The organism is Acinetobacter sp. Ac_3412 (assembly GCF_013072675.1).
Lineage (GTDB): Bacteria > Pseudomonadota > Gammaproteobacteria > Pseudomonadales > Moraxellaceae > Acinetobacter > Acinetobacter higginsii.
Genome location: NZ_LXUJ01000008.1, coordinates 134,350 through 154,297, shown reverse-complemented (window position 1 = coordinate 154,297; position 19,948 = coordinate 134,350). Strand labels below are relative to the sequence as shown.

General features: G+C 39.5%; 15 protein-coding genes. 8 read left to right on the top strand and 7 right to left on the bottom strand.

All coding sequences use genetic code 11. The features are described from left to right. From A7P54_RS08200 to A7P54_RS08185, 4 genes are all read left to right on the top strand, one after another. On the top strand, positions 1 to 4,153 hold a 4,153-nt coding region (locus A7P54_RS08200; protein WP_252728603.1), incomplete at its 5' end, for an Ig-like domain-containing protein. A 236-nt stretch (positions 4,154 to 4,389) separates the two neighbouring features. After that, positions 4,390 to 4,680: a co-chaperone GroES gene (locus A7P54_RS08195; protein ID WP_004801462.1), complete on the top strand. Its 291-nt coding sequence runs from the start codon at positions 4,390 to 4,392 to the stop codon at positions 4,678 to 4,680. Between the two features lie 58 nt (positions 4,681 to 4,738). Then, entirely contained in the window at positions 4,739 to 6,373 is a 1,635-nt protein-coding gene (groL, locus tag A7P54_RS08190; protein ID WP_004801460.1) for a chaperonin GroEL, read from the top strand. Positions 6,374 to 6,631: 258 nt separating this feature from the next. Beyond that, positions 6,632 to 6,814 carry a hypothetical protein gene (locus A7P54_RS08185; protein WP_004801458.1) on the top strand — a complete coding sequence of 61 codons (183 nt, stop codon included), beginning with the start codon at positions 6,632 to 6,634 and terminating at the stop codon, positions 6,812 to 6,814. On the opposite strand, the gene A7P54_RS08180 is transcribed toward A7P54_RS08185, so the two are convergent. Further along, on the bottom strand, positions 6,801 to 7,199 hold the full coding sequence (locus A7P54_RS08180; RefSeq protein ID WP_004801456.1) for a hypothetical protein: 399 nt from the start codon (positions 7,197 to 7,199) through the stop codon (positions 6,801 to 6,803). The genes A7P54_RS08185 and A7P54_RS08180 overlap by 14 nt on opposite strands. Before the next feature lie 290 nt (positions 7,200 to 7,489). Here A7P54_RS08180 and A7P54_RS08175 point away from each other — a divergent pair, with 290 nt between their 5' ends. Then, a complete protein-coding gene (locus A7P54_RS08175) occupies positions 7,490 to 11,356 on the top strand; it encodes a YadA C-terminal domain-containing protein (protein ID WP_171549277.1) in 3,867 nt (1,288 codons plus the stop codon). A gap of 137 nt (positions 11,357 to 11,493) precedes the next feature. On the opposite strand, the gene A7P54_RS08170 is transcribed toward A7P54_RS08175, so the two are convergent. Continuing rightward, the gene (locus A7P54_RS08170) at positions 11,494 to 11,868 is read right to left on the bottom strand and encodes a diacylglycerol kinase (RefSeq protein WP_026057572.1); all 375 of its coding nucleotides are present in this window, start codon (positions 11,866 to 11,868) and stop codon (positions 11,494 to 11,496) included. 190 nt (positions 11,869 to 12,058) lie between these two features. On the opposite strand from A7P54_RS08170, the gene A7P54_RS08165 reads away from it, so the two are divergent. Beyond that, positions 12,059 to 13,126: a 4-phosphoerythronate dehydrogenase gene (locus A7P54_RS08165; protein ID WP_171549276.1), complete on the top strand. Its 1,068-nt coding sequence runs from the start codon at positions 12,059 to 12,061 to the stop codon at positions 13,124 to 13,126. Continuing rightward, complete coding sequence (gene epmA / locus A7P54_RS08160) at positions 13,123 to 14,106, top strand: EF-P lysine aminoacylase EpmA (RefSeq protein WP_171549275.1); 984 nt, start codon at positions 13,123 to 13,125, stop codon at positions 14,104 to 14,106. Before A7P54_RS08165 ends, epmA begins: the two co-directional genes overlap by 4 nt. An 18-nt stretch (positions 14,107 to 14,124) precedes the next feature. On the opposite strand, the gene A7P54_RS08155 is transcribed toward epmA, so the two are convergent. The 5 genes from A7P54_RS08155 to A7P54_RS08135 all read right to left on the bottom strand — a co-directional run bounded on the left by A7P54_RS08155 (position 14,125) and on the right by A7P54_RS08135 (position 19,125). After that, positions 14,125 to 15,252, bottom strand: a complete 1,128-nt coding sequence (locus A7P54_RS08155; RefSeq protein ID WP_171549274.1) for a helix-turn-helix transcriptional regulator — start codon at positions 15,250 to 15,252, stop codon at positions 14,125 to 14,127. Positions 15,253 to 15,435: 183 nt separating this feature from the next. Next, a complete protein-coding gene (locus A7P54_RS08150; protein ID WP_005184220.1) occupies positions 15,436 to 15,597 on the bottom strand; it encodes a hypothetical protein in 162 nt (53 codons plus the stop codon). Between the two features lie 95 nt (positions 15,598 to 15,692). Continuing rightward, on the bottom strand, positions 15,693 to 16,694 hold the full coding sequence (locus A7P54_RS08145) for an SUMF1/EgtB/PvdO family nonheme iron enzyme (protein WP_216077063.1): 1,002 nt from the start codon (positions 16,692 to 16,694) through the stop codon (positions 15,693 to 15,695). Next, positions 16,691 to 18,373 (bottom strand): arylsulfatase, encoded by a 1,683-nt coding sequence (locus tag A7P54_RS08140; protein ID WP_171549273.1) that lies wholly within the window; start codon positions 18,371 to 18,373, stop codon positions 16,691 to 16,693. Before A7P54_RS08140 ends, A7P54_RS08145 begins: the two co-directional genes overlap by 4 nt. Positions 18,374 to 18,507: 134 nt before the next feature. Further along, positions 18,508 to 19,125, bottom strand: a complete 618-nt coding sequence (locus A7P54_RS08135; protein ID WP_005145015.1) for a rhomboid family intramembrane serine protease — start codon at positions 19,123 to 19,125, stop codon at positions 18,508 to 18,510. 153 nt (positions 19,126 to 19,278) lie between these two features. On the opposite strand from A7P54_RS08135, the gene nfuA reads away from it, so the two are divergent. Next, positions 19,279 to 19,917 carry a Fe-S biogenesis protein NfuA gene (gene nfuA, locus A7P54_RS08130; RefSeq protein WP_004652044.1) on the top strand — a complete coding sequence of 213 codons (639 nt, stop codon included), beginning with the start codon at positions 19,279 to 19,281 and terminating at the stop codon, positions 19,915 to 19,917. Positions 19,918 to 19,948: the final 31 nt, after the last annotated feature.

The window sequence follows — 19,948 nt, the reverse complement described above, 5'->3', positions numbered from 1 at the left end:
TAAAGCCATTGTGACGGATCAAGCGGGGAATAGCAGTGAAGTATTGTCTCCTATCGTCACGATAGATACGATTGCACCAGCTGCAGGCACTTTAAAAATTGTTAATTTAAATGACACTGGTAATTCAGCTTTTGATCGAATTACCCAAGATAATAGTTTTGATTTACATGCATTAGATCCAATTGTAATTAATAAAGAAGCTACGTTTAATAATCGCTATGAAGTTTCTAAAGATGGTGGAGAAACATGGGCGGAAACGACTACCAAGCAGGTCAATTTAGCTGATGGTACTTATTTATTTAAGGTTGTTGGAACAGACATTGCGGGGAATATTGTAGAAACTGCAATCGAAAAAGTTGTCGTGGATACCATGGCTCCAAAAGTTGCGACTACGCTTAAGCTTGTAGAGGGGAGATCAGGTTCAATCTTGACGGGTAGTGCAGAACCTGATGCCACGATCCAAGTCTATGATCAAAATAATAGTTTGGTTTATCCATGGAACACGACAGTTAATTCTGATGGCACATTTGCTGTAGATTTTAGTCAATATTATTTAAAAGAGCAGACTTTAACTGTAACAGTGACTGACCGCGCGGGGAATGTCAGCGAAAAGGTAACCATTGTTGCACCTTTAGATAATATTAAGCCTGACCCCATTCAATTGATTGAGTTTAATGAGGATGGGCGTCGTTTTACTGCAATAGCAGAAGCCAATAGCATAGTTAGAATCTATGATGTAAATCATAACGAAATTGGGCGTGGTGATGCTGATAGTGAAGGTAAAGTTTCAGGTCAATTAAATTATGTTTATTTAAAGGGGCAACAATTAAGTTTTATTGTTTTTGATCGGGCAGACAACCAGAGTGAAGCCGTTACTGCTTATGCACTAAATGATAATACACCACCAGACGCAGCTACAAATCTTCTTCTGGCTGAAAGTCATAATGGATCGATTCTAACGGGTATGGCAGAAGCAAATGCCACGATCTTGATCTATGATGAAAATAGTCAGTTAGTTTATTCATGGAATAATACGGTTAATGCGGATGGAACATTTGCTGTAGGTTTTAGTCAATATTATTTAAAAGGCCAAATATTAACTGTAACTGTGATTGACCGTGCAGGAAATGTCAGTGAAAAAACTAGCATCGTTGCACCTTTAGATAATACTAATCCTAATCCCATTCAATCCGTTGAGTTTGATCAGGATGGACGTCGTTTTACGGCAATAGCAGAAGCCAATAGTATAATTAAAATTTATGATGCAAATCACAATGAAGTTGGAGGTGGTTCTGCGGGGAGTGATGGTAAAGTTTCAGGTTGGTTTGATAATGTCTATTTAAAAGGACAACAATTAAGTTTTATTGTTTTTGATCGAGCTGGAAATCAAAGTGAAACTCTTTCACTTGAAGCCATAAACGACTCAACTCCACCAGATGCGGCTAAGAATCTTAAATTAACGGAGGGCAGCGATAGCTCGATTTTAACGGGTATCGCTGAACCTAATAGCATCATTCAAGTTTATGATCAGAATAATAATCTAGTCAGTAGATGGAGCAGTACGGCATATAGTGATGGCACATTTACTGTTTATTTGAATCAATTTTATTTAAATGCGCAGACGTTAACGGTCACAGTCACTGATCGTGCAGGCAATGTGAGTGAAAAAGTAACGATTGTTGCGCCATTGGATGAAGTTGCACCTCTCGCTGCTGAAAATATCAGCATAAATGAAGCAGGATGGATTTCTGGTCTGGCTGAATCAAATGCAAGAGTTGATATTATTGATCAATATGGAAATTTGATCACAACGACTGTGGCCTACAATGGCTCTTTTTCTCACTCGATCAACTATAGTCAATATCAAACACAAACCTTAAGTTTTGTGGTGAGAGATCCTGCAGGAAATCGCAGTGATGTTGTACAAAAAGTTTTGCCTGTATTACTCAATACCCCGCAAGCTGTGACAGATTTATTGCTTGATGCAGAAGGACATAATTTATCTGGTCAGGCAGTTGCTGGCCAGCAAATTATTGTCAGTAATGCTGTTGGCGAGCGCGTGGATAGTAATTGGTGGAATTTTGTTGTTAATGAAGATGGTACGTTTAATGTACAGCTTAATAGCTACTATTTACAAGGACAGACATTATATGTCCGTGCCTTAGACCCAACGAACAATCTATATGGCCCAATCACTGAAGTTATTGCACCCTTAGATAATCTTGCACCACTACTCAATGAATTGGTTATTAGTGAAAATGGGGATGAAATCAGTGGACAAACTGAACCAAAAGCAACAATCAAAGTCGTTGATGCTAATGGCGATGTTCGTGCCGAGTCCAGCTCAGATGAAACGGGGCATTTTAATTTAAGTATTTATCCTCCAGTGATACGCGGTGAGCAGTTGTTTATTACAGCAACGGATTTAGCTCAAAATATCAGTACACCAGTTCATATTATTTTTAATGCCAATAGCAATGCACCCAGCCCAGCTGAAAATATCATTATGACTGACAATGGTTTCTTTATATCTGGAGATGCTGCACCTAATAGTTATATCCGTATTGTGGATACCCATAATAATTTCATTAGTAGTGGTTTAACTGATAAATGGGGGCATTTTAATATTGAATTAAATCGTTCTCAAGCGACGGGTGAGGTACTACGGGTTGTTGTAGAACAAAATGGCTATCAAAGTAACTATACCGAAGTTATTACGCCAGTCGATACTGTCGCACCAACTGCAGCAACACAAATTGCAATCAATGAATATGGTTATCTCATTGGACATGCGGAACCCAAAGCTCTAGTTGAAATTACTTATTATGCAGATGGCCAGTCGCCTTACACCAATAGTATCCAAGTCGGTGTAGAGGGAATATTTGAAACCTATACGAATAGTAATGCAACTATATTGGAGATAGCTGTCGTTGATAGTGCAGGAAATCGAAGCCCAATCATCACCTTAAAGCAAGCAGAAATTCCTCATATTACAGTGGATCAATTTAAAGGAGATCATACTGATAATGTTTATAAAGTGGATCATACTTCTGATTTTATTCAAGAATATATTGTTGAACATTATGAAATCTATCAGGATGTGTGGGTAGATACCAGTTACTCAGCTGTCGAATGGGTTGAAGAGGGGCATTATGAGCAGCAATGGATTGAGGATTGGCATTATGAGCCGCAATGGATTGAAGATGGTTACTATGAGCAACAATGGGTTGAAGGTGGATATGCTGTAACTTATAAAGTTTATCAAGATTCTTCTGGTTTGACGTATGTAGACGATGGTACCGCAGATGGTGATTATAGCCAGTATTTGCAACACTACTATAACGCTGAAACTGGTCAATGGATAGAAGGTTTCGGACTCACTTATTCTGGTTTACAAGAGCGATGGATCGATACTGGTTATTTTAAAGACGTCTATATAGATGCTAGTCACTATGAAGACACCTATGTTGATACCAGTCATTATGAAAATGTCTGGATTGATACCAGTCATTATGAAAATGTTTGGATTGAAAGTGGTCTTTGGGATAAACAATTAGTTGAATCAGGTTACCGAGGTGTAGATTTTGGTGGGCATGATAAAGTTTTGAGTTCCGTAAGTTATAGTCTGATGGGGAATATTAAATGGATAGATAACCCAGAAGGCATAGGTAGTGATATACAAAGCGGAGGTTATGTTGAAGATCTTGAGTTGGTTGGTAGTGCAAATATCAATGCCACAGGTAATGTATTGGATAATGTGATTACAGGGAACGCTGGGAACAATATTTTGGATGGTCGTGGTGGTCACGATACCTATATTGGAGGTGCTGGTTCGGATACTGTGATTTATAACATATTGAACTATAGTGATGGACTTGTTGATCGCTGGCAAGATTTTCATGTTGGTAACGTTTGGGCAGATTTACAAGCAGATAAGATCGATCTCAGTCAATTATTGACGGATTACACTGGGGATGGTTCGACTGCATCTCTGGAAAAATTCATTCATGTCAAGCAAGAGGGCGAGAATACCATCGTGAGTATAGATCGAGATGGTCAAGCCTCTGTTGAGAACGGTGTTCAATTAGTAGTGCTTAACAATGTCAACACAACATTGAGTGAATTATTGGGTAATCACCAAATTATTATTTAAACATCTTTTTATGAAAATCTAAGAGCTGTCAATGACAGCTCTTTTTCTTGGCTGTAGACAATTTGTTCAATCAAAATCAGTTTGAAGAAAAAATACTAAAAAAGTCGAGTTTTTTTTAATTCGCCCCTTGAAGCTATTTTTTTTAACCCCACAAAAGTGGCATATCAAAATTTTATGTATTGCCATGAATTGGCGATACGAATTAATCAAAAAGACTAAGTCTGATGGAGTTAACTATGAGCAACATTCGTCCATTACATGATCGTGTTGTGATTCGTCGCGTAGAAGAAGAAACTAAAACGGCTGGTGGTATTTTACTTCCAGGTTCTGCTGCTGAAAAACCATCTCAAGGTGAAGTAATTGCAGTAGGTAATGGTCAAATCACTGACAATGGCATTCGTGCTTTAGACGTTAAAGTTGGCGATAAAGTATTGTTCGGTACTTATGCAGGTACAACAGTAAAAGTAAGCGGTGAAGAGCTCTTGATCATGAAAGAGTCAGATATCTTAGCTGTACTTGAAGGCTAATCGATACATAACTCACAAATTAATCAGATACAGTATTTAAAAAGATTCGGAGTTTCACATGTCAGCTAAAGACGTAAAATTTGGTGATTCAGCTCGCTCAAAAATGATCGCAGGCGTAAACACACTTGCAGATGCAGTAAAAGTTACTTTAGGCCCTAAAGGCCGTAACGTTGTCATCGACCGTTCTTTCGGTGCACCGCACATCACTAAAGATGGTGTAACCGTTGCGAAAGAAATTTCTTTAAAAGACAAGTTTGAAAACATGGGTGCTCAACTTGTTCGTGAAGTATCTTCTAAAACAAATGACATCGCGGGTGATGGTACAACAACTGCAACTGTACTTGCTCAAGCAATCTTAAATGAAGGGATTAAATCTGTAACTGCAGGTATGAACCCAATGGATTTAAAACGTGGTATCGACATCGCAGTGAAAACTGTAGTTGAAAATATCCGTACCAATGCAAAGCCTGCTGATGATTTCAAAGCAATTGAACAAGTAGGTTCAATCTCTGCGAACTCTGATACGACTGTTGGTAAACTTATCGCTCAAGCGATGGAAAAAGTAGGTAAAGAAGGTGTTATCACTGTAGAAGAAGGTTCTGGCTTCGAAGACGCTTTAGACGTTGTAGAAGGTATGCAGTTCGACCGTGGTTATATCTCTCCATACTTCGCGAACAAGCAAGATACCTTAACTGCTGAACTTGAAAATCCATTCATTCTTCTTGTTGATAAAAAAATCGGCAATATCCGTGAATTGATCGCTGTATTAGAAGCTGTTGCTAAAACAGGTAAACCACTTCTTATCATCGCTGAAGATGTTGAAGGCGAAGCGCTTGCAACACTTGTTGTGAACAACATGCGCGGTATTATTAAAGTATGTGCGGTTAAAGCACCAGGTTTTGGTGATCGTCGTAAAGCAATGCTTCAAGACATCGCGATCTTGACTGGCGCGACTGTGATTTCTGAAGAAGTAGGCATGTCTTTAGAGCAAGCTTCTCTTCAAGATCTAGGTACTGCACACAAAATCACTGTTTCTAAAGAAAACACTGTGATTGTTGATGGTGCTGGTAATGCTGCACAAATCGCTGAACGTGTTCAACAGATCCGTGCGCAAATCGAAGAATCTACTTCTGAATACGACAAAGAAAAACTTCAAGAACGCGTTGCTAAATTAGCTGGCGGTGTTGCAGTCATCAAAATTGGTGCGGCAACTGAAGTTGAAATGAAAGAGAAAAAAGATCGTGTTGACGATGCACTTCACGCAACTCGTGCAGCAGTAGAAGAAGGTGTTGTTGCAGGTGGTGGTGTTGCACTGGTACGTGCTGTAAACGTATTAGATGGCTTAAAAGGCGCGAACGAAGATCAAACTGCAGGTATCAACATTTTACGTCGTGCGATTGAAGCGCCACTTCGTCAAATCGTTTCAAACGCAGGTGATGAGCCTTCAGTTGTGATCAATGCAGTTAAAGCGGGTGAAGGTAACTTTGGTTATAACGCTGCAACTGGTGAATATGGCGATATGTTAGAGATGGGTATTCTTGACCCTGCTAAAGTAACGCGTTCAGCACTTGAACATGCAGCTTCTGTTGCTGGTTTGATGTTGACAACTGAATGTATGATTACTGATATCCCAGAAGATAAACCAGCTGGTCCAGATATGGGCGGTATGGGTGGTATGGGCGGCATGATGTAATTACATCTACGTCTAGATCAAAAAAATCCCTGCATATGCAGGGATTTTTTTATTTAAACATTAAAAATTATAATAGTTGATAGTTTGTGACATTCTTCATTTGGTGTATGGATTTAAGATTAATTTAATATATTATAATAAGAGCTAAATTAAAGTAAGTATATGCATAATAACTATAATATTTTTTGATCTTTTAAATAGATTTATAGTTGATTAACAACTGTGTTTTCGAAAATGACTTTTTAGGTAGGAAATTTCATGATTAATTTTAATAAAGTAGGAGATTTTGAGTTATATCCAGTCCTTGAAGTCAAAGATTTATATAAATATAAAATGAATTATTTTAAGTTAGTAGAAGAATTGAATTTATTAAAGAAAGAAAATGAAGCACTTAAGCTCTATATTGTAAAAATCGTTAATCAAGATTTTATTGCTGATTAGTATCAATTAATGCATTAATTAAATCATAGACCAATTGTTTTTGCTTTGGCGAGAGTTGTGCAAATTTCTCAGGTAAGTCTTGTTGTACAAGTTGTATACCAGAATGAACCATTTCTGGATGCTGAATCTCTTGTGTTGCATTACCAAAACGTAGCCATTGACTGGATACTTCTAACCACGCTGCTAGAAGCTGGAGTTTATCTTGGCTAGGAATGGCAAGGCCTAATAACCAATTATTTGCAGTCTGAACACTAATAGATTTGCCACTATACCGTAGATTAAATTCTCGAGCTAACCAAGTGGGACTCGTTTTAGCCCATGAGTGTTTTAGGAGAGCTTCTTTTAGTCGCTGACTAAAAGAAGCTTTTTCATTTATTTCTTGCATAAAAATTTATAAGCCTTGTCACTGATCCAAAAATATCATTTAGAACCAGAAAATTATAAACCTTATTTTGTTTCTATGCTTAATAACCAGATCGATTTTATTGGGCTTTTTGTAGTATGTAAAAAAGAGAAAGGAAGAAAAAACATTTTATCAAATTTTGATTGATAAAATTATAAAGTAAAACTAGAATTCTTCATTGAGGGAATCCTAATTAATAAATTATTTCAAAAATATTATAAGAAGTTGTTTTTAAATAGGAAATCTCAAAAAATTAAAATGGAGAGATGAAAATGAGTTCACACTTAAAAAAAACGTCAATTGCATTGGCTGTCGCTGCTGTATCTGGAATGACATTAGCTGCACCAGTGCAATTAACTGAGACAAAAACAGATACGGTATTAAATAATGATTATCAACAAACTGTAGGTACAGAGGACTCTGATCCCCAAGCAGGACGTTATACTTCTGAAAAAGATATTATTATGGAAGGAACGAAACAGGTTGGAGCGCTTGTTAGCCAAACTTCACCTGTTGTAAATGGACCAGAAACACAGGTTGGTGGTATTAATTATCGTAATTACACCTATCAGGAAATCCGTAAGGGACTTTTAGAATCTCGTGATAATAAAAATACAACGTCAACCGTGGATGGAACAACAACCAACTTAATGAGTTGGAATAATACATTGGCAACAGGAAATATCACTCGAACCGCGAATACGAGAGTTCAACTTGATCAAACAGTTAATCCTGCTACTGAAATTGAGGTAACTTCTGAACGTTTAGATGATACGGGATTTACATTTGCTGCAGATGATGTGAACAGCGTGATCGGGGCACATACGGAAAGTAATACAGGCGTACTTGAAGATGTAACATACGCAGCAACAGATGAACGTATAAGCTCTAATAAGTATTCAACTACAAGCTCTAATTTAACAACAGAAGCGAAGCTAGGAGCGGATGGGAAGCCTATTTCTAGTCAAATGATTCGTGTTGGTACAGTCGAATCTCAATTCAGTCAAAATAATGTCGATTATCAATCTACATCAGATTCAGCAACAGGTGTGGTCACTAGTAAAAATACAGATGGCATGTTGTCTAGTGGTGAGCAAAGTTGGTCAGATCATACGGTTTCTACTGATTATCAGCATCAAAATAATGATCCAACCAAAGATGTTGTTGCTTTTAATCTAAGTACGGATAAAAAGTCAGTTATAGAGTCTACAGTTGATACCAATAAATCAACTTTCAATTCTAAAACCATTGATTATGATGATGTAAATGTAGCTGGTCTTGATTATACCGATGAATTTAAGGTATCAGTTGATAATTCAAAAGAAAGTGTATTGGATGGTTTTATTGAGCTTGACAAAAGTTCATCTGAATGGAGTGAAACACAATTTAATCAGGCCGCTTTAGGAACAAGTAATGCATTAGATTATATAGTTAGTAATAAACTTTCTACGGAAAGTAAAACTCGTGATTTTTTGGTAAATAAAAATAATGAGATTGTACTAGCTGATAACAAGCCAATAATAAATACGGAAACTGTCGAAAAAATGACAGGTGAATCTTATGAATCTGTTTATCAGCCAACGCGTTATGTATCTGGAGATAAGAAAGGGCAGCCAGTTGAAATTCAGACAGGCAGAGATCCCGCTAGAAGTACTAACATTGCTGAGTCTGTTGTTAAAGGTACGACAACCAAAGTTGTTACGCACAAACAAGATAATGATTTTCAAGAGCACTGGAATACAACATGGGAAGATTCAGCGAAATATGCGCGTAATCATCAAGAAAATATTGAAGTAGATCGTGATCTTACTGCTGCCGCTGCAATTGATAATAAATTCTTAAGCAAAATTACAGGTGTTTCTGTTGTTAAAGCAGAAGAAGAAGAAGACTTTAAAATCGGCACTGTTGCAGTAGATGTTAGTGGTAATAAATTTACTGCAGAAGATGTTCATAGCTGGAAAGATGCAGACGGTAAAGATCATTATTATGTTGTGATTGGACAAGATGCCGATGGTCATGACATTCGCAGTCAAGTTACTTTTAAAACAGGTAAACCATTAGAAACAAAAGCAGCTGAGTTGCAAACTATAACCACAGAACTTCAGTCAGCTAAACGGACTGATAAAGTGACGATGGGGCAAGAGGTGGCATATCATACCAATAATAAGACAGCTTGGGATGATAAAGAAACTTCAAAAGACAGTACTAAGGTATATCGTGTAGATAAAGGCAGTATTGAAACTGATGTTAAAGTTTATTCTGTAGGAAAAAATGCACTGCATCATGAGAAAACTGAAACAAAATCGGGAGAGACGGTAAATACTAATTTTGAAGAATTAGATGGTAATATTGTCTTTAATGAGGGTAAACCAGTTGTAAATACAGTTGATTTTGACAAATGGGCAAGCCAACAGACTGATCGATTATTCCAAGATGATCAAGACAAAGTACGTGAAAATATTTCTACCTCATCTTATGAGGGTAAATCTACGGATGCTAGTGGTGCAGTTCAGAGCAGTTGGAATGGTCACGATAATATAACAACAGTTGATTATGCGAAAGATAGGGAATTCGCAAAAACGGTTGTGAAAGACAGTGCTGATGAACTTAGCTCAAGTGCTATAACAATGAATGTTGGTCACAATTATAATGATACTGCTAAAGCAAATATTAGCAGTAATACATTACGTGATAATGGAACGGTAGATAGTGGTTTAGCCGTATCTAATGCCAAAGATGCTAATATTATTGTAGATATTAAGGATAATAGAACCAATAAAGAAGATATCAAGGTTTATCAAGACGGTGGTCTCAAGGCATTAGAAAGTACGGCAGTGAAGACAAATGTTCAAACGATCACTTATGCTGACGGCACTACAGGTATAGTCAAAGGTATTGGTAATGAAGATTCTACAGTAACTTTGTTTAATAAAGGAAAAGCAGAAAAATACCGTGAAGCGGTGAAGACATCTGTTACTGAAAACACAGGTAAAACCTTCAAAAAAGATGAAGATGGTGACATTGTTTTAGCAGAAGGTCAGCCTATTGAATCTGGTACAAGTAGCATTAAAACTACAGCTAAAACGACAGAAAACCTGTACCAAATTGGTCAAGAACGCTTATCTGATACTGCGACGATAACTCATATTGTGAATAACGCATCAAATATTGATGGTTCAGCTCGCAATGATGTGAAAAATACAACAACTGAAGAAATTGTATATCGTGCAGATCAACAAGATGGTAAAGCCTCCGAAGAAAACTTTACTGCATCACGTGAGCTAAATGTTATTCATGCAGATCAGACAGAATTTAAATACACAGAGAACAACCAAGCCAATACTGTTACAAATAAAACAGAAATGGGGCTGATTGCAGCGAATGATGTAAAACAAGCATCTAAATCTGAATATACTGAATCACTTTCTGCAGCAGGAAAAGATACAGTCAGTATTACGCGTGGTACTGAAACAGTAAATCGAACCGACTATAGTGTTAAGGGTACTGTTTATGGCTCTGAAACGATAACTACTGGTGATGGAACAAAAACTACAATTGCAAAAAAGGAAACGAATGAACTTGATAAGTTCGGTACCTTTGATTCGTCTACATTGAGTCGTACAGAAACAAAAGTTGAAGCAGATCAAGCTACGACAAGTATAACGGAAACACGTATAGATGCAGTAAATGGTGTAGTTTTAGCTGCAACTCAAACCAATACCGATACATCAGGGCAATCAACAACGACTGAGCAGAAAACTACAGTTGGTGCTGGTCATGTGACAACCAATCACCTTGTTGCTGATCGTATTACTTTACAGGGTAAAGATGTACAAGGTGAAATTAATCGTCTGGATAGTCGCGCAGATCAATTGAATCGCCGTGTTGATGATGTGCAAAAAACAGCTTATCGCGGAATTGCTATAGCATTGGCGGCTCAGCAAGCTGTCCCGAATATTCAAGCAGGTCAAGTGGCTGTGTTTGGTGGCGTAGGTCATTATGAAGGTGAAACAGCTGGATCAATTGGTGTTGTTACATCTTTCACGGACCGTGTTTCAGCAAGTGGTGCTTTAGGTTTCGCAGGTGGAAGTGAATTTGGTGGGCGAGTCGGAGTTGCTTACTTATTTGGAGGTAAGTAATAAATAATCGAGAGTAAAATAATAAGAATAATGAAGAAAATCTGGGAGGGATATCAATTGGCTAGCATTCGTCCTAGATTTTCTTCACACAGGTCTTGGCCTTTTAGATTGTCTTTTTAGCCTGAAGGCAATCTTTTCTAACGGAATAAAATAATCATCCACGTAAAGAAAATAATCGCTAAAGATACAAATTGCGCAGCACTGCCCATATCTTTTGCATTCTTAGACAATGGATTTTTTTCTAAGGATACACGATCAACAACGGCTTCAATGGCGGAATTAAACAGCTCTACAATGATCGCCAATAGACAGACAGCAACCATCAACGCTTGTTCAACGGCTGATACATGTACCAAGAAGCTCATCGGGATCAAGATCGCATTCAGTAATAGGATTTGTCGGAAGGCAGCTTCATGGCTAAAAGCGGCTTTAAATCCTGCGATTGAATAGCCTGTGGCATTTAAAATCCGCTTAATGCCACTTTTGCCTTTATAGGGAGAGTATTGCGTCATTACGATAGAGGAATGAGAGAAAGGCTTATTATAAGAGCAAAGATGTTGCAGTAAATTGGCAATATGTCGCATGCGTGTACCATGAGCCACAGCTTTCTGCCATTAATCTCTACAAAGCTTGCATTTATAAATTGTCAATTTGTGCTGTGCTAAGGATAATAAGCACAGAATTATTGAAGGAAAGCGCTGCATGAAAATTATCGCAGATGAAAATTTGGCATTTACCGATTATTTCTTTGCGGAATTTGCAGAAATACAGCACCGAGCAGGACGTACCCTGACTCATGCGGATGTACAGGATGCCGATGCACTTTTAGTTCGCTCTGTGACCAAAGTGAACCACACCTTAATTGACCAAACGAAAATTAAGTTTGTAGGCAGTGCCACCATTGGAACGGATCATCTCGACATTCAGGCACTCGAGCAACAACATATTGCGTGGAGTAATGCCGCAGGTTGTAATGCGCAAGCAGTCGCTGAATATGTGATTACCGCGTTATTACATTTAGATATTAATCTTTTAGAAAAAAATAAAGCCTTCACTTTAGCCATTGTTGGTTTAGGGAATGTCGGCAGTCGACTTGCCGTGATGGCACAACTCCTCGGTTGGAATGTAATTGGATATGATCCTTATGTGCAATTAGGCGGTATTGAAAATGTCTCTTTTGATGAGCTGTTAAAACGTGCCGATGCAATTTCAATTCATGTGCCTTTAACCTTATCGGGTGATTTCCCGACGCAGTATTTATTTGATGCAACTGCTTTGGCTGCAATGAAACCCTCTGCTGTTTTAATCAATAGTGCGCGTGGACCAGTGGTTGAGCAAGCGGCCTTGATGACGGATATTGCAACAATCAAACGCCAAGTCGTTCTCGATGTATTTGAGTTTGAACCAGAAATTTCAGAACAATTACTGGATCTACTGGCATTAGCAACGCCGCATATTGCGGGTTATAGTCTGGAAGGGAAGGCCAGAGGCACACAGATGATCTACCAAGCTTTTTGCGATAAATTTTCTTATCAAGCCTCGAAGCATTTTGAGAGTCAATTGCCTCAGGTGGAACAATATTTCGGGCAGCAGGATTTAAAAGCTGCACTTAAGCAACATCTGTCTCAGATTTATGATATTGCTGCTGATGACCAGCAACTACGAGCTTGTGTACAAGCGGGCAAGGTAGAGCAAACAGCATTTGATTTACTCCGTAAAAATTATCCTTTACGCCGTGAGTGGGCTGCACATGGTGGGCCAAAAGCATGAGTCAAGATATGAAAAGCTACCAACCGACCTGTTCAGTTGAGGCCTTAAAAGCACGTGCTGAGATGTATCAGAAAATCCGCCAGTTTTTTGCTGAGCGTGAGGTCTTGGAAGTGGAAACACCAGTTCTGTCTCAGGCAGCTGTGACGGATGTCCATTTGGCTTCTGTGCAAGTACAGCGTCATATTCACGGCAAATTAAATACTCAATATTTACAGACCTCGCCTGAATTTCCAATGAAACGTTTATTGGCCAGTGGCAGTGGGGCAATCTATCAAATTTGCAAAGTGTTTCGTGATGATGAGCATGGGCGTAAGCACAATAGTGAATTTACGATGCTGGAATGGTATCGACCGGGATTAGACTTGAAGAGCTTGATGCATGAAACTGCAGATCTGTTAGAAAGCTGTTTGGCACATCGTTTTGGCGATATTCGTCCAGTTGTTCTCAGTTATAAGCAGGCTTTTCAGGATCGTTTGGATATTAATCCTTTGCAAGCGAGCTTGAAACAACTCAAAGATACAGCCAATCGTGTTGGGCTTAATCTTGATTTAGGTGATGATCGTCTAGCTTATATGGACCTGTTATTCTCGCACTTTGTCGAACCTAGTCTAGGCTTTGATGCACCTGTATTTTTGACCGATTTTCCACCTGAAATGGCATCACTGGCAAAAGTAAAACAGGATGAGAATGGTGAATCCGTTGCAGCTCGCTTTGAAGTTTATATCGAAGGTTTAGAGTTGGCTAATGCCTATGATGAGTTATTAGATGCTGAAATTCTAGCATCTCGTTTTGAGGCAGATAATGCAGAACGTGCGAAGCAAGGGTTGGCGGTGATTCCAACGGATCAGCATTTATTGGCAGCTTTACCCCATATGCCTGAATGTTCTGGTATTGCTTTGGGTATTGATCGTTTACTCATGGTTGCCATGAATCAGGTCAAAATTGATCAGGTCATTGCATTCCCAGCAGAGATTGCCTAGGGTTTTTATTTTCAATTTTTATAAAAGTTGCATTAATAGCTGTATCAACTCACTTTGGCGATGTGTTCGGGTTTTTTTGAAAATTGATTGCAGATGCTTCTTCACCGTATCTGCTTGAATTTCATGTGAAAGAGCAATTTCTTTGGTGGTTTTGCCTTCTAGAAGTTGCTCACATATTCTATGTTCAACAGGTGTAAACATAAACAGTTGAGTACAAACGTCTTTCTGGTATTTTGGCTTCTGTTTTAATCCAGAGAAGGTTGCAAGTAAGACTGGACGAAGGCCAAAAATCTTATGGCTTTTTTCTGGGCTGAGTAAATCGAGCGTTAAGAATAGGTGTTGATCGAGCAGCATGATTTTGGAACGGTTATGCTTCGTCTGCTCTGGATTGTTTTTATAATGTCGTTCAAGTTCAATTAGATTCTGGTCAAATTGTCGCTGATGTTGTTCATTCAACACAAAACGACGCTGTTTGATTTGAATCTGTTGGTGATCTTGTAGTAATTGCTGAGCTTCGGAATTGATCTCTAAAATATCGCCATTGAGGTTAATAATCGCAATCGGTTGGTTCATTTTTTGAATTAACTGTGACCCGAGTAGGGTCATAGTGGAATATTCAAAATGATGACGATATTGCTGAATTTTCTGCTGTACGATCGGCAAAATTTCATAAATCGGCTGAAGTTCAGTACAGCTTAATGCACCACGCTCAGGGCTAGTGAGAAAGGCAAGTAATACACAGACTTTATGATCATAAATGATTTGGATGGCTGAACAGAAGCGTAAATCCAGAGGCTGTAGCACCCGTTGGTATACTTGGGTTTGAATAATTTCATGTTCTTGAAAATGTTGAGTGCAATGCATCCATCCCTTCATTGGTCCCAAAAGCATTTTCTTTAAACGCGGATCATCATCTATGGCCAAGCGGATTTGGGTCAGTGCGGCTTGTTCAAGTTGATTGGAGTCAAAATTCACGCCGTGATGGACGCTAAAGGAGAGTGCTTGTACTTCAAGGTCAACAGCCAACAGTTGCGAAGCTTGCACATCAAAATAGTGATTCAGTTGCTCTAAGAAAATCATCCAATCATCAGCATGCTGAACTTTATTCAAGATGTCCACGACTGGGCTGTGTTGGCTTAGAGTCATCTAAAATCCCATCGAAAATAGAATATATTCCATATAGTCTATATGGATTTTAACTAAATGAAATTATTAAATTAAAAAAATGTGACTTCTTATGCAATTATCAGATGAAATGAGTATTTAAAGTTAAATCAGCTTTGAACGAAATATGCCTAAACGCATTAGCACGTTTAGGCATATTGGGGTTTAGCAGCGTCCTTTTTTGGCTTGTCCTGGAGGGCAGAAATCACCACGACCATCATGATGGTTGTCTGGATCAACAATGACGCTGCCATGTGGGGTATGTACGGCACAGGCTGATAAGCCGAATGTAAGTAAAGTGCTGAAGCAGAGCAGTATTATTTTCATCCTTGCATCCTATTGTTATTGCTTTCCCTTCTACTGTAAATCGATCAGTCGGTTTCAGCTAGCAGAAGGATGCAGGTTTTTAACAGAGATTTGTATCATTCAGCTGTACGTAAAACCGTTCTAAATCCGACATGCGTTGCCGCCAAGTCAAATTCTTGTGGATAGCGGCTGCTATTTCGATAACGGGCGCAAAAGTTGGAGGCACATAGAAAAGAACCGCCTTTAAGTACATATTGCGTTGCGGTGCTGTTTTGTTGACGCAGTTCTGCATAATTGCCCATGTGTTGATCATGTGCGCCGTGATAAACAGATGAGGTCCACTCCCAGACATTACCAATCATATCGAACAGCTTAAAGGCATTGGCAGGGTAGCAGCCGACGGGTGCGACACTTTGAAAATGATCTTCAACTGTATTATTGAAAGGAAATTCACCTTGCCAATAATTGGCTTGTGGATGTTGATGGGCATCCTGTGGTGCTTGGTGTAAAGGGGTATCGGTTTTCGAACCAGCCTTGGCTGCGTATTCCCATTCTTGCTCTGTAGGTAAATCCCGTCCCAACCAAACGGCATAGTGTTCAGCATCATTTTGAGTGACATAGCGAACTGGTTCAGACGGCAATGGGGGCTGACCTTGAGCACCATTGGGTGTTTTCCATGTGTAATCTGTTTTTAGTTGCCACCATTGATTTGGGTTATTCACATCAGGAGAAAATACTGCAGCTTGTTTCTGTTTTTCCGCATCGGTGATATAAGCTGTTGCTTTGACAAAACTGGAGAATTGGGCAACTGTCACCTCGGTTTGATCAATCCAGAAGCCAGCCACTTGCCGCTGTGCTTGGCCAAAATTCAGCTCATCAGGGTAGGCTAAGTTTGAACCCAGTTGAAATGAACCTTTAGGAACCCACACCATCCCAGCGGTTTTACTGTTTTGCCATGCCTCAGGTAAGCCCGAATACTGTTGACATTGCTGTAATGAGCCCAATGGAGCCACGGTGCTGTTTTGTGTATGAGGATAAGCAGTATTAGGCTTAACTTTGCTACAGCCTGTCACGAGGGACAGGCTACTCAGTGAGATTAAAAAGCATACCCACTTCATTTAAGGTTGTATTCCTTAACACCATTTTGCTGGGTGTATTGGTTATACACATTTACCAGCTCTTGTAACTTGGCAGGATTATCTTGAGCAAGGTTTTGCGTTTCACCTCGATCATTTTTGAGGTTATACAATTCCCAAGTACCTGTGCCAAGTTCTGACTTGCCTTGTAATGCAATTTTCCAGTCGCCTTGACGTGCATATTTACTGCCATGCAGTTCATCGGCAAAACTGAAATTGGCAGGGCGAATTGCTTGCGCTTTATTATCGAGTACAGGTTTCCACGAATAGCCGCTTGGGGTATTGATTTGACGGCCTTTGTATTGACCTTGTGGGACGGCAATATTGGCATAGTCGAGTACGGTTGGGAACACATCCAAGACTGAGGCAAAGCCATGATGCGTGGCTTGGGCTTTGCTTTGATAAGGGAGCTTCACAATTGCAGGTGCTGTGGTTGCGCCTTCACCTGCAGTGTCTTTCCAGAGATGGAAGGGTGCAGCGCTGACTTCAGCCCAACGTGGCCCAACATAGTGGTAAGAGCTTGATGTCCCCACGTTATTAATGCTGTTATCAAAACCTGACTCAGCCCCATAATTGCCACGAATAAAACCTTCTGCGCCGTTATCGGAAACAAAGAAAATTAAAGTGTTGTCATATAAGTTATTACGTTTTAGATACTGAATCACTCGACCAATATTGGCATCCAGATTCTCGACCATACCTGCGTAGATTTCCATTCTGCGCGCTTCAAGCGCCTTTTGCTCGGTTGAAAGCTCATTCCACTTAGCATATTTTTGTGGTGCATTTTGCGTGGCGATTGGTTCTGCCGCTTTAAAATTTGCTGGAATTAATCCGAGTTGTTTTTGGCGGGCTATGCGTGCATCGCGAATCACATCATAGCCAGCATCATAAACACCACGATAACGATCACGATATTCAGCAGGTGCTTGTAAAGGCCAATGTGGTGCGGTGTAAGCAGCATAGGCAAAGAACGGTTTACCTGAGTTTTTACCTGATTCTAGATAGCTGATCAGTTTGTCGGTGAAGTAGTTGGTAGAGAAGAAATCATCAGGTAAGGATGAAATCGGAACTTGTTTGCCGTCTTCGGTATAAGTGGCATTACGCTTATAGGCACTTGGTGCTTGTTTAAAATGTAGATCTAAGCCTTGCAATAACGTAAATGAGTGATCGAATCCTTTGGCATGTGCGTTGGTTGCATCGGTCAAGCCTAAGTGCCATTTACCACTAATATAGGTTCGGTAGCCATTGTCTTTCAGGACTTCGGCAATCGAGAGTGAGCGTTCATTTAAATAACCCTCATAACCCGGTTGACCTTTTAGATGCTCAGGTGTGAGCTCAGCCATTGCACCAATGCCTGCTAAATGGTGATCAGTCCCCGAAATCAATTGTGAGCGTGTTGGAGAGCAGGTCGGCGCGGTATGGTAATCCGTTAAAATACGACCTGCTCGGGTCAGTTCATCGATATTCGGGGTATGAATTTCCCCACCAAAAGCACCTAAGTCGGAATAGCCTAAGTCATCTGCCATGATGAATAAAATGTTGGGCTGTTTCTTGGTTTCAACCACGGTATTGGAGTCATCAGAATCATTATTGCTGCAAGCTGAAATTGAAAGGCTAAATAATGCGATAGAAAGTGTGCTAAGAAGGCTATTACGAGACATTAGAATCGACTTAATTTTATAGAAGAATTAGGGCGAGTTTAGAGAGATGATTTTTATGATAAAAATAATTAAAATTTGATTATTAATCTTAAAAAAAGAAAAGCCCCAATATAGGGGCTTATTTCTAAGATGATTTAAAATGGGATTTTGGTGAGTTGATTCAAGAAATGTGGAACAACCCTTGGTTCCAAGATGATGGTCACCACCACGCCATAGGCAGCACCCCAGAGATGGGCGCTGTGGTTGATATTGCTATTGCCGCGTTTACCTGACCAGATGCTATAGGCCACATATAAAATGGCAAAAATAATCGCAGGAACTGGAATGAAGAACACAAAAATCAAGTTCCAAGGCTGGAACAGGATATAGGCAAACAGTACCGCTGAAACTGCACCAGAAGCACCTAAGCTCGCCCATCGTGCATCATGACGATGTTTCAGATAGCTCGGTAAAATCGCAACAATCAGTCCGCCCAAATAGAACAAAACAAAGCCCATGTCATAGAAAAACTGACGATAGAAGCTTTCGATAATATTGCCGAAGAAAAACAGCGTGATCATATTGAACAATAGATGCGTGCCATCAGCATGAATGAAACCATGCGTGATAAAACGGTCATATTGCCCACGTTGCATTGCGGGAGGCCAAAAGATCAAACGGTTCATCACCGCCTGATTGGAGAAGGCCAATAAGGAGATTGCAACAGTAATAATGATGAGAGTCACAGTGTGACCAAAGGGTAGATGTAACATATAGGTTTTAAATTGATCAGTGTCTAAGCAATAATGCCATTAAAAACTTAATAAACAATGTTCTTGCATAGAATTCCTACAAAAATGGTTGATTTTTTTTTATTACCCTCCATCTTCGGTTAATATAACGACATCAGCTTGAGGATTATTGTTATGTCGACTGAGAACACCAACACTGCTGTCGCAGAAGAAATTCCAAACCTTTTAATTACTCCATCTGCACAAGAGTATTTAGGTGATTTATTAGCAAAGCAAAATACCCCAGGAATTGGCGTTCGTGTTTTTGTAGAGCATCCAGGTACTCCACGTGCTGAATGTTGTATGGCATATAGCGCACCTGAAGAAGTGGTGCCGACAGACTATAAACAGGATTATCCTAATTTTCCTGCTTATGTTGATGCACCTTCAATTCCGTATTTGGTTGACGCCGTAATTGACTACAACAAAGATCGTTTTGGTGGTCAATTAACCTTCCGTGCACCAAACTCGAAAGTACCGCGTGTCGGCCCAGATGCTTCAATTGAAGAGCGTATTACCTATGTACTGCAATCTGAAATTAATCCAGGTCTAGAAGGACATGGCGGTAATTGTAGTTTGGTTGAAGTAAATAATGATCCAGAACATGGTTTAACTGCTGTATTGAAATTCGGTGGTGGTTGCCAAGGTTGTTCTGCGATTGATGTTACCTTGAAGCAAGGTGTAGAAACCACTTTAAGACAGCATGTGCCTGAATTACAGCGTGTAGTGGATCAAACCGATCATACACAAGCAGAAGGCGCTTATTTTAAATAATCGCTGGAAATTTACTGTATTTTTAAAAGCC